At 32.6% G+C, this 14,022-nt stretch carries 12 protein-coding genes, 2 tRNA genes and 1 pseudogene; 7 read left to right on the top strand and 8 right to left on the bottom strand.

From position 1 onward, the window contains the following. Positions 1–7: 7 nt before the first annotated feature. The 5 genes from ACZZZT_RS01825 (at position 8) to ACZZZT_RS01805 (ending at position 5,882) form a co-directional block, all read left to right on the top strand. Positions 8–1,408 carry a DUF2252 domain-containing protein gene (locus tag ACZZZT_RS01825; protein ID WP_463459237.1) on the top strand — a complete coding sequence of 467 codons (1,401 nt, stop codon included), beginning with the start codon at positions 8–10 and terminating at the stop codon, positions 1,406–1,408. A 305-nt stretch (positions 1,409–1,713) separates the two neighbouring features. Then, positions 1,714–2,292, top strand: a complete 579-nt coding sequence (locus tag ACZZZT_RS01820; protein ID WP_463459236.1) for a DUF4136 domain-containing protein — start codon at positions 1,714–1,716, stop codon at positions 2,290–2,292. A 332-nt stretch (positions 2,293–2,624) separates the two neighbouring features. Continuing rightward, positions 2,625–3,608 carry a helix-turn-helix domain-containing protein gene (locus ACZZZT_RS01815; RefSeq protein ID WP_463462366.1) on the top strand — a complete coding sequence of 328 codons (984 nt, stop codon included), beginning with the start codon at positions 2,625–2,627 and terminating at the stop codon, positions 3,606–3,608. A 53-nt stretch (positions 3,609–3,661) separates the two neighbouring features. After that, positions 3,662–4,639 (top strand): SphA family protein, encoded by a 978-nt coding sequence (locus ACZZZT_RS01810; RefSeq protein WP_463459235.1) that lies wholly within the window; start codon positions 3,662–3,664, stop codon positions 4,637–4,639. 52 nt (positions 4,640–4,691) lie between these two features. Next, positions 4,692–5,882: a BamA/TamA family outer membrane protein gene (locus tag ACZZZT_RS01805; RefSeq protein WP_463459234.1), complete on the top strand. Its 1,191-nt coding sequence runs from the start codon at positions 4,692–4,694 to the stop codon at positions 5,880–5,882. Between the two features lie 74 nt (positions 5,883–5,956). Here the strand turns inward: ACZZZT_RS01805 and ACZZZT_RS01800 are convergent, their stop codons facing one another. Further along, positions 5,957–6,823 carry a lysostaphin resistance A-like protein gene (locus ACZZZT_RS01800; protein ID WP_463459233.1) on the bottom strand — a complete coding sequence of 289 codons (867 nt, stop codon included), beginning with the start codon at positions 6,821–6,823 and terminating at the stop codon, positions 5,957–5,959. Between the two features lie 77 nt (positions 6,824–6,900). Then, on the bottom strand, positions 6,901–7,698 hold the full coding sequence (locus ACZZZT_RS01795) for an AraC family transcriptional regulator (protein ID WP_463459232.1): 798 nt from the start codon (positions 7,696–7,698) through the stop codon (positions 6,901–6,903). Between the two features lie 244 nt (positions 7,699–7,942). Between ACZZZT_RS01795 and ACZZZT_RS01790 the strand changes: the two are divergent. Then, positions 7,943–9,138, top strand: a pseudogene (locus ACZZZT_RS01790) (C1 family peptidase). A gap of 381 nt (positions 9,139–9,519) precedes the next feature. Here ACZZZT_RS01790 and dcd read toward each other — a convergent pair. The 4 genes from dcd to ACZZZT_RS01770 form a co-directional block, all read right to left on the bottom strand. Continuing rightward, positions 9,520–10,161, bottom strand: coding sequence for a dCTP deaminase (gene dcd, locus ACZZZT_RS01785; RefSeq protein WP_463459231.1), 642 nt, complete (start codon positions 10,159–10,161; stop codon positions 9,520–9,522). After that, on the bottom strand, positions 10,125–11,171 hold the full coding sequence (locus tag ACZZZT_RS01780) for a hypothetical protein (RefSeq protein ID WP_463459230.1): 1,047 nt from the start codon (positions 11,169–11,171) through the stop codon (positions 10,125–10,127). Before ACZZZT_RS01780 ends, dcd begins: the two co-directional genes overlap by 37 nt. 43 nt (positions 11,172–11,214) lie before the next feature. Next, on the bottom strand, positions 11,215–11,505 hold the full coding sequence (locus ACZZZT_RS01775) for a hypothetical protein (protein ID WP_456313831.1): 291 nt from the start codon (positions 11,503–11,505) through the stop codon (positions 11,215–11,217). A 462-nt stretch (positions 11,506–11,967) separates the two neighbouring features. Beyond that, positions 11,968–12,357, bottom strand: a complete 390-nt coding sequence (locus tag ACZZZT_RS01770; RefSeq protein ID WP_042564789.1) for a helix-turn-helix domain-containing protein — start codon at positions 12,355–12,357, stop codon at positions 11,968–11,970. A gap of 306 nt (positions 12,358–12,663) precedes the next feature. Between ACZZZT_RS01770 and ACZZZT_RS01765 the strand changes: the two genes are divergently transcribed. Then, positions 12,664–13,377, top strand: coding sequence for a hypothetical protein (locus ACZZZT_RS01765; RefSeq protein WP_463459229.1), 714 nt, complete (start codon positions 12,664–12,666; stop codon positions 13,375–13,377). A gap of 386 nt (positions 13,378–13,763) precedes the next feature. Here ACZZZT_RS01765 and ACZZZT_RS01760 read toward each other — a convergent pair. Both ACZZZT_RS01760 and ACZZZT_RS01755 read right to left on the bottom strand, forming a co-directional pair. Next, positions 13,764–13,837, bottom strand: a tRNA-Asn gene (locus tag ACZZZT_RS01760). Positions 13,838–13,874: 37 nt separating this feature from the next. Continuing rightward, positions 13,875–13,948, bottom strand: a tRNA-Asn gene (locus tag ACZZZT_RS01755). Between the last annotated feature and the right edge of the window lie 74 nt (positions 13,949–14,022).

The raw sequence follows: 14,022 nt of genomic DNA, 5'->3' as shown, positions 1-14,022 counted from the left end.
ATAAGCCATGCCTGAAAAATTCGAAAATAAAACCGAGAATTTATTTGATCCCGTTGCTTCAAAAGCAGAACGGTACGCAAAAGGCACAGCAATTAGAAAAGTTATAGCCCGAAACGCGCATGAGAAATGGAAGATATCTGAAAACAGAAAAAATCCGGTTGACATTCTTATTGAAACAAATATAGGAAGAGTCGAAAGTTTGCTACCGATACGATATAGCCGAATGATGGAATCGCCATTTTCATTTTTTCGGGGAGCAGCAGCAATTATGGCGTCAGATTTAGCTCAAACTCCCACCACAGGAATTCATTTACAGCTTTGCGGAGATTGTCATTTAATGAATTTTGGAGGATTTGCAACTCCTGAACGAAAATTGGTCTTTGATATAAATGATTTTGATGAAACATTTCCCGGACCGTGGGAATGGGATATAAAAAGACTCGCCACCAGTTTTGCAATTGCAGGAAGATGGAGAAAATTCTCGGAAAAAAACTGCAAAGAATTTGCCTGGCATGTGGCCGATAGTTACAAAAGACATATGCTCGAATACAGTAAATTATCGGCACTTCAAATTTGGTATGCCGACATTGATCTGGCAGAACTTATCGAAAGAGGAGAAGATGAAGAAATAAAAGAATTTCAGCATAAGCGAATAAAAAAAGCAGCAGAGTATACAGCTCATGAAAAAGAATTTGCAAAAATGACTTATCAGGATGGATATCGTGCCAGAATAAAAGATGATCCGCCTTTGATTTTTCATCCAACAGGAGAAGAAGGAAAAAGAATTATCCGTGAAGTAGAAACCGCGCACAAAAAATATATGGAGTCATTACCAGATGATAAGCAGGTTTTATTAAGCAGATATACACTGCATGACGTTGCAATGAAGGTGGTAGGCGTGGGAAGTGTGGGAACAGTTTGTGGCATAAGTTTATTAATGTCGGCAACGGGCGAACCTATTTTTTTGCAGTTTAAAGAAGCCAGACAAAGCGTATTAGAACCAAATCTTAAAATTGAAAATAAGTATAAGCATCAGGGCGAACGAATTGTTATGGGGCAAAAACTAATGCAATCTGCATCGGATATGCTTTTGGGATGGACACAGGATGATCAGAACAAGTTTTTTTATATCCGCCAGCTTCGGGATGCCAAAGTAAAACCGGTTCTCGAAATTATGAAAGCCAGAAATATGGCGGATTATGCAAAAGCATGTGGCTGGGCATTAGCAAGAGCGCATGCACGAACAGGTGATCCTTCTGTATTGTCCGGTTATATAGGAAACAGTAATGAATTTGCCACTGCAATAGCAAAATTTTCTATTTCGTATGCAGATCAAAATGATGCCGATTATACCCAAATGCTGGAAGCAATTAAAGAAGGAAGATTACCAATTTCGACAGATATATAATCTAATAACAACAGAAATTTCTTAACAACAAGAAAACATTGAGCAATAAAAAAAGAAGTATTTTTATTACATATTGAATTAATTTGTTTAAGTTTATACTTAGAAAAATTAATTACTTATTTGTTGTCAAACGAATTGGAAAAAAATGATTTATCTTTGATGTTCTGCAATTATTTGTTTTCTAGTTATTTACGCCATACTCACACCGTATAAACGCCCTTTTCTCATTCTTTCACAGTTTTGAAGCATTTTTTTAAAATAATTAGAAGTTAAACTCAATTAATCATTAATTTAAATCCTATAAGATGAAAAAGAAAATCACATCTATAAGAATAATCCCAATGTTACTTTTGGGTCTAATTTACAGTTGCTCACCAACCGTAAACGTTACATCAGATTATGACCACGCTGCTAATTTTAGTGAATATAAAACCTTTGCCGTTTATGATTTAAAAGCACAGGAAGGACAGGTCAACCAATTAAATGTAGACCGTGTTACAAAAGCCATTCGTGCCGAAATGATTGCCAAAGGCTTTACAGAAAGCAGTACTCCTGACTTAAAAGTAAATGCAGTTTCTATTTTAAAAAACAAACAATCTGTTACGGCAAACTCTGATTTTTATGGCTATGGCGGAATGTACCGTCCATACGGATACTGGGGCGGCGGAGCCATGATGGGCGGCGGTACCACAACATTTAATACTTACGATTATGTAGACGGTTCTCTGGTAATTGATATTGTCTCTACAAAAACACAAAAATTAGTTTGGCAGGGAATAGGAAATGCACAAATTGATAATAAACCAGACAATCCTGAAGAATTTATAGCGAGTTCTGTCAAAAAAATATTGGCAGGTTTCCCTCCTGGTTTAGCTAAAAAATAAACCTTTTCAGAGATTTGTTAAATAGAGATTATACTTGCTTTAAGGCAGGTATAGTCTTTAACAAATAATCCATGTTGAAGCAATATTAATAATTGAAACTTAAACATATGGTTGATATAGTACTTTCACTTTTCTTTTTTATAGCGACACTGGTTGGTTTTGCTACCTCCTTTATGGTTCTATTTTCAAGAAAAAATTACTCAAAAAGTTTTTTCCTTGGATTGTTCTTGTTTAGCCTTGCTGTTGTCAGTGTTTATAATTTTTACTTATCAGCTACTATTTTTAAGCATTTCCCTGATCTTTTTATGATCACAAAATCCTTTATTTTTTTGGTGGCACCTTCTGCATTTCTTTATGTAAGAACGATTTTGTTTTCAGATAAAAAAATATTTAAGAAATACGATTGGCTACATTTTTTACCCTTTCTGGTTTATTTTGGTTTAACCATTTTTGTATGGATTGGCAATTATATTAATCTTCATGTGGTTGATTATATTTCTGTAAAAGTACAGAACCCGTTTTCTATGTTAAGTCTCACGGTTTGGCTATTGTATGCTTTTTGCCAGACAATGATGATTTTAAATTATGATTTGAAAAAATTTAAAGAAAATCATTTCCAGCGTGTAAAAATATTAAGCTGGATAAGAGTTTATAATTTGATGATTTTGTTTTTGTTTTCTACCCTTTTTGTACATTATTTTTTGATGAATCAGGTTAATAATCTTGACTTTTCCTGTTATATATTAATTTCTGCAGTACTTGTTTTTACAGTAGGATGGCTTTATTTCAAACCTCAGGTTTTTTACGATTTTAATAATGAAATAAGTGAAGAAACAAGTAATCAGTTTAGTTTTGTTACAGATACTTCATCGGTCACAAAAACAAAAGAAATCAAAAATAGTTTGCCATTAGTAAAGGAATTAACTCCCGATAAAAAACAGGAATATCTCGAAAAACTGGATTATATTTTTTCTACAAAAAAGCTTTTCCTGAAAAAAGATTTTGTTATTCGTGATCTGTCTGATGAAACCGGAATCTCAGTTCATCATCTTTCTAATTTAATAAATTCAGAATTTAACCTTCATTTTCAGGACTATGTCAATTTAAAAAGAATCGAATTTTTTAAAGACAAAATAAATGATCCCGAATGGAAAGATTTATCTCTTGAAGGAATGGCCTGGGGATCCGGATTTAAATCAAGAACTACATGTTTTAGAGCTTTTATAAAACATACAGGTAAGTCTCCTTCAGAATATTTTAAGATAATCAGAATTAATTCTGAAAAAAGTGCTTCTTTTTATTTAAAAGAATCTTAGATAAAGTCTGAAAAATAAAGCAATACAGGTTTCATTAATTTAAAATAAACAAGATGAAAACGAATTTTAATACCCGCAGACAACTAATAAAATTAATTCTTACACTTTTTCTTTTGTTGATATATTTTACCGGAAATGCTCAGCTTAAAGGCGGACACATTCTTGGCGCAATGGGTTTACAATCCGGAACTCAGGCACCGGCTAACACTTTAAGTGTTTATGTTCCTGGTTATCTTTATGATGCTTGTTCTCTGCGCAATGCAAACGGAGATAAATCAGTTGCAAATCCTGATATCACGATGTTTATAACAGGAGCCGGAGCATCATATATAAGTGACTTTAAAATCCTGGGAGCTAACTATGGTGCAAGTATTTTATTAGCTTTTGCATCAAACACCATTCAGGGAAATTCTCTGGATGCCAAAAACTCACTTGCCTTTACAGATATGTTTGTACAACCTGTACAATTGGGCTGGCATACCAAAAGAGCCGATTTTGTATTTAGTTACCAAATATATCTTCCTACCGGAAAATTTACTGCGGGAGCTTCTGACAATGCGGGTCTGGGAATGTTTATGAATGAATTTTCAGCAGGAACAACTATATTCTTCAATGATAAAAAGACCTTTCATTTTTCGGCATTGGCGGCGTATGAAATAAACGGTAAAAAGAAAGATACAGATATAAAAACCGGAGATATTTTAAGTATTGAAGGAGGTTTAGGAAAAACTTTTTATTTGATGAATGCAGAAAAAACAGCTCCAAAAGGAATACTAAATGCCGGGGCAATTTATTATTTACAAGGAAAAATATCACCTGACAAAATACCGGTTGGTAATTCTGTCCTTGAACCTGCAAAGGACAGAATTGCAGGAATAGGAGCCGAAGTAAACTATTTTCATATAGGTTCTAAAACTTCAGCAGGATTACGTTGGGTTTCCGAATTTGAAGCCGTAAACCGTTTTCAGGGAAACACCTTTTTCCTTACACTCGCACACGTGTTTAGCCTGGCAAAAGTAATAGAAGAATAACGATTAGAGTTGCTGTTTTTTGTTGAAATAGGATAATCTTAAATGACTTGAAATGAGAAATACACCTTCAGATTTTATCATTAAAAAAGGAAAAATTATTCAGAGAATGGTTTTCATGTTGATGATATGCTTTTTTTCATTTCAAACTATAAAGGGACAGAAAACTCATATTAGCGTAAAAGATTCTCTCGACGGCGCATTCGATTTAAGCGATTACATTATTTATGCACACGGTTTTATTGTAGTTCCAACAGTAATTACCGAACCGGCTCTGGGCGGAATTGGAGGTGCAATTGTCCCTGTTTTTCTAAAAAAACACGCACCTGTTGTTGATGAAAACGGCAAAAAACGATTTATAAATCCCGATATTACAGGAGGAATCGGAATGTATACCGAAAACAAAAGCTGGATGGTGGGCGCCTTTCGTTCCGGTACTTTAATAAAACCGAGAATTTTATACCGGGTAATGGCAGGTTATGGCGACATGAACCTCTCTTTTTATGAAAATTTACCCAATGGAAACGACAAAGAATTTAAGCTCAATTTTAAGTCTACCATATTCTACACACAATGGCTAAAACAATTTAGAAATGCAAAATGGAGCGCAGGTCCACAATATTTATTTCTAAATTCTAATATAACATTGCCGGATTTAAATCTGGATCTTCCACCCTCTTTTGTCAAGCCAAAAGACATTAATAGTTTGGTAAGTCAGTTTGGGGGAGCCATTCAGTTTGATGGCCGGGACAATATTTTTACTCCCGATAAAGGAATTCGCATACAATCAGATTTCTTTTGGTCTGATGATGTCATTGGAAGTGATTATGATGCCTGGCGCGTTAATCTTTCGGCAATTGGATATTATCCTGTAACCAAAAAATTAATTGGCGGACTCCGAATTGAAGGGGAACAAGCCTTTGGGAAACCACCTTTTTATCTCTTACCGGGAATTAATTTAAGAGGAATTCCCGCCGCAAGATATCAGGGAAAAACAAGTGTCGTAACCGAACTCGAATTGAGATGGGATGTATACCGAAGATGGAGCCTTATGGGTTACGGTGGTCTGGCAAGTGCTTTTGACAATTGGGATCAGGCTTTTGCAAAACCCGTCGTATACAGTTACGGAACAGGTTTCAGGTATTTACTGGCCCGAAAATTTAAACTCAGAATGGGTGTTGACGTCGCAAAAGGCCCGGAAGACTGGGCATATTATATAGTATTCGGTAGCAACTGGATGCGTTAAAATTTTGTCGTATCAAATACAAAACCCTGACAGCAATCATTTCATCAGAGTTTTGTTTTAGATACGGTTGTTAATTATTTCTTCCAATAAGGTTTTATAATTTTATTGTTTTTATGGCTTAATACCAAAAACAGAATGGTTCCAATAGCGCAAAAAACAATCGCCTGTATCGATCCTTCAGGACCAAATTCTCCACCGGTAATAAATTCCGGACCTTGTATTTTAGCCACTATCAAACTATTTGTTTTTTCGTTTCCGGATGTTATAGCGCCAAAAATTCCAGATTGGGTAAAATTCCATGCAAAGTGCAATGCAATTGGCATCCATAAATTACGGCTGTAAATAAAAGCAGCACCCATTAAAAAACCCGCAGTAGTAATACATATTGCCGAAATCAAAGTGACATTAGGATTTGCTAAATGCAAAACTCCAAATAATACTGAAGAAAAAGTCAGTGAAATATAGTTTCCTAATTTTTCCTCCATAATTCTAAATATAATGCCGCGTACCAAAACTTCTTCGATAATGGCTACCGTAAACATAAGAGCAAACGGAATCAGGATAAACGAAATTGGATTGATTTTTACAACGCTATAACTTCCGTTGAGGTAAATTACTAAAATTGTAAAAGACTGCAGTATAAAACCAATCGCAAAGCCAATAAAAAGATTTTTAGCCAATCCTTTTGTCGCAAATTCTGTTACAACCCTTTTATCGTATTTTTTAAAGAAAAGAATATAACTAAAGATGCAGGAGATGGAAACAAAAAGTCCTTTTAAAAAGTTTCTGTAGTCTTTGTCAAGCGAGGTTAAGTCCAGTAATTTTACTGCAATTTGCTGACCAATAATTACAACTGCCATAAAAGTAAGCAAAGCAAGAATAATTTTTACTACCGGAAAATTAAATATTTTTTGTTTTCGAGAAAGAGTTTGAGTTTCCATTTGATTTGGTTTATTGTTTATGATGAGACAAAAGTATGCGACATCAAAACCAAAAAATAGAATGAAATTTGCCTCTCTTATAATTTTTGAAATTGTTTGGGTAAAAAACCCGTTTGGTTTTTAAATGTTCTGATAAAATGACTTTGATCTGAAAATCCGCATTGAAAAGCAATTTCAGTTAAATTACCCGGATTGGATTGTATCAGCGAAAGCGAGCGATTTATTTTGATTCGGCGCATATATTCACCCAAAGTGCAGCCAAAATATTTCGGAAAATGTTTTGATATCGTAATTGGATTTAAGTTTAAAACCTGAGCCAGATCCTGCAAATTTGGAGTTTCATTCCAACAATCATTTAGTAATTCATGTAAACTCTTTACCCAAAACGGACTTTTTTCAAACCGTTCCAAATGAGCATTAGAATTCGATAATTGTGCAAATAACATGTTGATAGTGTCGCCGGAAAAAGCATCGGAAATAAGGCTTTCCTTAAAAATCTTCAGGATTATAAATTTGGTAAGTGTTGCGTTTTGAACCGATTTTTCGATTGTCGATTCACTTATCTGGAGTTCTTTCAACAGCTTTTCTTCTATTTCGATGTTGATGTTTTGCGACGGAAAAAGGGTGTCCTGATTTAGGTGCAATTCATCGCTGTGATAAAATAACAAGGAACCCGGACCTACTGTTTCGCTAAAATTTTTTCGTTTTTCGGTAGTTCCGCCTTTCAGGAAAAGTGTAATATGTGCATTGTTGTGCGAATGCCAGCCCTCATAAACCTTGTTTTGATACTCCGTTTCAACAACTGCAATTCCCTGCGTATTGTCGAAGATTTTTTTGGTATTGCCTAAGTATTTCTCTTTTTGGAGTTCGTACATTTTGGGTGGATGTGGCGTTTTTACAGCGAGCAAAATACCACTAATTTAAAAAATAAAGAATACGATTTAGTATTGATTTTAAAGGATATGATATTATTGCAGAATTTGTAAGTTTATATCGCTTAACAAAAAGATTATGAAAAAATTAACGGTTATACAACGCACAAATAATGTAATATTTAATTGATTTGTAACAAAAATAAAATGTAGTAGACTAATTAGTCAACTATTTAAATCATTGATTATGTATAAAATTACGTTGAAATCAGTTTTTGTTGCGTCGGCATTTTTTGTTGGTGTCAGCAGTTCTTTTGCACAAGACGTTTTGGTTAACTCATTAAAGTTAAATGCAAGTGATAAAAGTAAAGAGAACTTTAAATTCACAGAACAAATTAATTTAGGAACAACTTCCGTAAAAACACAAGGCTCGTCAGGAACATGCTGGAGTTACGCTACAAACTCTTTTTAGAGTCAGAAATGATTCGTTTAGGGAAACAGCCTGTAGAATTGTCTCAAATTTACTCTGCCAGAAACGTTTATGTTGAAAAAGGAATTAATTATGTTCGCATGCATGGCGCGGTTACTTTGGGTGACGGAGGTGCTTTGCACGATGTAACCAATATGTATAAAAAATACGGAGCCGTACCAAGAGAAGTCTACACAGGTTTAAACTACGGAACCGATAAAAATAAATTTGGCGAAATGGCCGCGCTTATCGAAGGTGTTTTGACTGCTGTAGTTAAAAACCCAAATGGTGAGTTAACGCCAAACTGGCTAAAAGCATACACTGCCGTTATCGATTCTTATTTAGGAAAAGTGCCGGATAATTTTACCTACAAAGGAAAAAATTATACGCCACAATCGTTTGCTAAAGAAGTGGTAGGAATTAACCCTGATGATTACGTTGAAATGTCATCTTTTACAACTGCGCCATATTACCAAAAAACAACAATGATGGTACCGGACAACTGGTCATTTGATCAGGTTTACAACGTAAAAGTAAACGACATGACGGATGTTATCGACAATGCTTTGAAAAAAGGATATACGGTAGCATGGGCGACAGACGTAAGCGAGAAAAGTTTTAGCTGGAAAAATGGTGTGGCATACGTACCAACAAAAAAATTCGACGACATGACCGCTGAAGAAAAGGCAGACATGTTTAACGGACCAAAACCAGAACCGGAAATTACTCCGGAAATGCGTCAGGCTGCGTTTGACAACTACACTACTACAGACGATCACGGAATGCACATTATTGGTCTTGCAAAAGATCAAACAGGAAGAGAATATTACATCGTAAAAAATTCTTGGGGAGAAACAAACGACTACAAAGGTTTCTTGTTCGTAACCAAAAATTTCGTAAAATATAAAACTACTGCTTTAATGGTGAACAAAGGTGGAATTCCTACTGAGATTGCTAAGAAGTTGGGGGTTTAAGAGTTGATATTTTATAAAAAGCGCTGCAAGTAATTGTGGCGCTTTTCTATTTTAGAAATAAATTTATCTTAAAAGGAGTGTTATCTTAAAAAATAATTTAATAAATTTGTATCATGAATCAAGCAGATACAATATTAAGTATTATAAGCTCTCTGATATCCATAACTTCTTTTGTTTGGATAAAAAAATCTCAAGATTCTTTAAAAAAAATAGATTTTTTTTCTACTTTTGCACCCGCTTTCTTTGGTATTTATAAGTTCTTGATTTTTAAGTAATTGACACTTATGTTTTGTTTTTTAATTTTAAATAAAAATTTACGTATACTATTGAGTTTTTTATTAAAGCAGAAAAAATACAATAAAAATTTAGCTTAAAATATTATTATAGAGTACTATTAATTTGTTTTAAGATCTCTAATTCCACATCTTCATTAGCTTTAGATGTTACAGGTCTAACTTGACATGTGTATTTTCTTTGAGTTCTAAAATATTCCGATTTTTCTTTTAATTTTATAAATCTAGCTTGAATAAATCTAGCTCCAGCAAGTATTTTTATTGGAGTATTGCCTGAATTCACAACTTCAATTGATACGCAACCGCAATATCCAGGTTGTACAATTGTTGAGATAGTTAACCCTAATCTGCTATATGAACTTCTCAATGTTAAAATTGCATATACATCTTCTGGTAACTTTATATATTCTAGAGTCGAAAAAAGTATTGGTTGTGAAGGGTGTAAAAGAAAGCTTTCGCCTATTTTTCGTCGCGTTTCAGTAAAATGACTTTTAATGGGTCTTCTGTTAATTAGATCTTCAGTTGTGTCTATATAGGCTTGCCTTCCTTGGTGCAAAGCTAAAAAATCAGTTCCAATTCTTAGATCAACGCTAATTTCGCCAATTTGACTTTTATCTAATAGTGGTTCAATGAAAAGCCTTTTTTTAATAATTAAATTTTCAATGTCTTTTTTAGATAAAATACCATTACTGTCTAATCTAAGGACTTTTCGGATAAGATTTCCTGCCATTTTTGCTTAATTGTATAATTAGAAATTGACTTTTCAATAAGATTATTTATAACATGATATTTTTGTCGAGAATTGAATTTTTTTAAGAAATTGCTTTCTGCAGTATTCCAAAAATCCCACCCTAACTTAAATATATAATGTAGTTCAGAGTTATTATTTATTCTTTGAGGAATTAAATTTTGAAAGTCTGATTTTTTAATATTAATTTCTGTATGTCTGATTTTAAAATCTTGATATCCTGATCTTATTAAAGCTTGATTTATTTCTTGAATTTCATATCGATTTCTTCCCGATAGAAAATCATTAACAACTTCAACTCTTATTTTTGTTGAAGGATGGGTGTGTGAATCAGGATTATGAAAAGATATATAACTTAAAAACAGATTCGATGCATTATTTATGTATTGTGCAGCAAATAAATCTGCAAAATATTCCATAAAATGGTTATAATCTTTTATTTGACTTTCATTATAACTACCAAGTATTCCGTATTTGTTTATTATAATTTTTTCGCTGATATGAAGTTCTGTATCTACAAAATGACCTAATTCGTGATATAGTACAACTATAGATAAATAATCTCTTGACAAGACTTTAGGTAGAACTATCTTAATTAGTCTATTTGTTATATTTAATTTATATCTACGTTCAATGTGTGTATTTAAACCAATAAAAAACTCAGAATTCTCACTTTCAAATAAAAAATCTAAATTCCGATTAGAAAGAGAAGTAACAATTATAAAATTATCTTCTGTAATCCATTCATCTAAAGCTATTTGAAGACAGGATATTATTTCGTATGGAATTATATTTAATGTACTATTGTCTAAAAATTCTAATCCTTTGAAAATATACGTTAATATTTGAAAGTGTAGATTTATTTCTCCATCATCAAATGAACGATAATTACTTTCTTTAATTGCGATAAATAAATTGTGTAATTCAGAAAAATGAGTTTCTTTTTTTATCTGAATATATATTACTTCTACTTTTTGAAAAAGATTCTTCAAGCTGAAGTAATTGAAGTTCGATTGTTCTGTAATTCATGAAAACCTATTTCAAAATAATTAATATTTCTTTATATATATTATTTTGAAAGTTTTGATTTTCAATTTTGATTAAATTTTCGCTATATTTTGCAAGAAGTGTGGTAATAAAAAAGTAATGATCATTGTTAATGCTAAAAACATTTTTATCTCCCTTTGCGACTTGAACTGCTTCAAATATAGCAGAATCTATACTGTTTTTATTTTCGCCATCTATATCACCCGCGATGATGTTCTCTAAAGTATTGATATAAAATGGTGCTTGGGTCTGAAAAGTACTTAATTGGGCTAAATACATAGGATAGTGTTTTAGTTAATGAATCGATTAACTCTGTATATATAATAAATTTAATATTACCAAGCAAATATATTAACTTTTGTTAATAACAAATGTTGATAACTTGTTTTTTTGCAGTAGAATCATTCTTTTTTTGATTTTAAAGCATGATTTTAATCCACAGCTCTTAATTTATTCTTATAAGAAGCAAAAAAAGCATTTTAAATCACATAATAATAGGTATAATTACGTGTTTTTTAAAATTAAATGTTGTTTTTTATTTCGTATATATAATAAATTTAAGAACAATTTTTAATTATTTCAATGTGTTTTTTATATAAATTAACATAATCACTTATTATATATGTGCTTTAAATGTCTGAAAAAAAATTACGAAAAACAATCCTTATGTAATTTAAAGCAAAAAAGAGAAGACCTCGAAGAGTCTTCTCTTTTTTATTGTTATTGTTGTTTCTGTAAAATCTATTTCCCTTTCAACAACTTCTCCAAATATTCAACTTTCTCTTTTTCAGCCAAAACCAAACGCTCATAAAGTTCCACAACTTTATCAAGCGGATTGAAAGTACAACCATAATTAAATGAAGAAGCATTATCGTGATTATTAATTGTATTCCCAATAATATTTAAAACCGCTTCTTCAGAGAAATTTTTAATTCCTTCAACAGAAACACCTAAAACTTCAGCAATTGCTTTCAGTTTTTCTTCATCGATTGTTTCACTGTTTTCAATAGCCGAAATAGCTTGTTGGTTAGTTCCTAAAGCTTGCGCTAATGCTTCTTGTTTCATATCTCGAAGTTCACGAATACGGCTAATTTTTCGCCCTATATGATTTGGTTTTGTTAGTGTGCTCATAATTCAAAGATATTTAAAATTCTTGAGAAATTAGGGTTATAGTACATTACACGTTTTGTGCTGTAAGATACATTTTTAGTGTTTTTATAAGTCTTATGCTAAATTACAGTATATGAAACAAAAATACAATTTTTCGTACAGATGGCAATTGTATCTATTATAAAAACAATTGCAAAGCTTTTAACTGGGAGAAAGTTACACTTAAACGGTTTTTCAGGCAATTTAAGGCAAACATAAATCATAAGTTATTCAAAATCAGTATATTTATATAATGTTTTCACTGACAATAATCTTATTTAATCTATTATGAAAGCTTATGTACGATATTTTATAGCAACTATGTCTGTTCTTTCTTTTCATATTTACGGACAAACAACGAATGATATTGCAATCACTTCCACAAACGGAAATGCAGCTTCAAAAGCTGAAACGGCACCTAAAGAAGATCTCGTTATAGTGGGGTATTATGTAGAAGAAGTTATTAATATGACTTTCGGAAAAAGAATTACAAAATACGAAGTTTCAAAATTAGATATGGTCTACACAAACGATCTGGGACCAAATAATACCAGGACAGTAACTCCGATATACAGAAAAGCCAAAGTAAAAAAAGTCAATACAGCATTAGCATTACAGTCAAAAAGTATTGTTGATACCAGCGCTATAAAAATCGAACCGATCAAAGTAGAAGTAATTGCTCCTACTGAGGCACCAAAGTATATAAGTATAGATATAATTGACACCTATGCAAAAGTTTTGGACAAGGGGTATAAATCTATAATGATGCTTACAAAAGTTGCGGACAAGGCTTATTTTAATGGTGATTTGGTTATGGCGGCTAAATACTATGAAGAACTGTTTAATATGACTTCTGATTTAGAGTCAATTTACTATTATAGATACGCACAGGCATTAAAAGCAATTAACCAAAAGGATAAAGCTGATGAAATGATGCGTATGTTTGAAAGTGTAAACATGAGTAGTAATGAATTGAAGGGCACTAAACTGGTTAAAAACTAAGCTTGAATATTTCAAACTGTTGAGCGTTTGGCTTTTTTACCGCAGAGTGCACAAAGATTTTTTATCTTGTAGTGTGTTCACAAAACACAAAGTTCACAAAGCTAAATCAATACAAAGCTTTGCGTCCCGAAGCTTCGGGATTGCTTTTTTATAAAACCTAATAATAAAAAGACTTTTTGAATTGTGCGGTTAAATTTTTTCCTTGTTCAGATAATATGGTCTTTTCAGGGACTAGACACATATAAACAAAAAAAGACTATCGATTGATAGTCTTTTTTTAAGCTCCCCCTCTTGTCCCGATAGCTATCGGGGCTCTGATTAACAAGATCCTATGGGTATATATCAAAAAAAATACCACTTACAAAAAATAAGTGGTATTTAATAAGCTCCCCCTCTTGGGCTCGAACCAAGGACCCTCTGATTAACAGTCAGATGCTCTAACCAACTGAGCTAAGGAGGAATCACCTTAAAGGTAAATATGTTTGCTAAAAAAGTTGCTCCCCCTCTTGGGCTCGAACCAAGGACCCTCTGATTAACAGTCAGATGCTCTAACCAACTGAGCTAAGGAGGAAGTTGTTGCTCTTTTTAGCGAGTGCAAATATAGTCGAATTTTTAATTTCCCAAAAATATTTTCACACTTTTTAT

The organism is Flavobacterium sp. AC274 (assembly GCF_979258275.1).
This window is presented reverse-complemented; position numbering and strand designations above follow the sequence as displayed.

Bases quoted from the DNA above. Each gene is read 5' to 3' on its own strand.
- ACZZZT_RS01825 (WP_463459237.1), top strand. From the start codon at position 8: ATGCCTGAAAAATTCGAAAATAAAACCGAGAATTTATTTGATCCCGTT.
- ACZZZT_RS01820 (WP_463459236.1), top strand. From the start codon at position 1,714: ATGAAAAAGAAAATCACATCTATAAGAATAATCCCAATGTTACTTTTG.
- ACZZZT_RS01775 (WP_456313831.1), bottom strand. From the start codon at position 11,505: ATGTATTTAGCCCAATTAAGTACTTTTCAGACCCAAGCACCATTTTAT.
- ACZZZT_RS01800 (WP_463459233.1), bottom strand. From the start codon at position 6,823: ATGGAAACTCAAACTCTTTCTCGAAAACAAAAAATATTTAATTTTCCG.
- ACZZZT_RS01765 (WP_463459229.1), top strand. From the start codon at position 12,664: ATGAAAGCTTATGTACGATATTTTATAGCAACTATGTCTGTTCTTTCT.
- ACZZZT_RS01805 (WP_463459234.1), top strand. From the start codon at position 4,692: ATGAGAAATACACCTTCAGATTTTATCATTAAAAAAGGAAAAATTATT.
- dcd (WP_463459231.1), bottom strand. From the start codon at position 10,161: ATGGCAGGAAATCTTATCCGAAAAGTCCTTAGATTAGACAGTAATGGT.
- ACZZZT_RS01795 (WP_463459232.1), bottom strand. From the start codon at position 7,698: ATGTACGAACTCCAAAAAGAGAAATACTTAGGCAATACCAAAAAAATC.
- ACZZZT_RS01770 (WP_042564789.1), bottom strand. From the start codon at position 12,357: ATGAGCACACTAACAAAACCAAATCATATAGGGCGAAAAATTAGCCGT.
- ACZZZT_RS01810 (WP_463459235.1), top strand. From the start codon at position 3,662: ATGAAAACGAATTTTAATACCCGCAGACAACTAATAAAATTAATTCTT.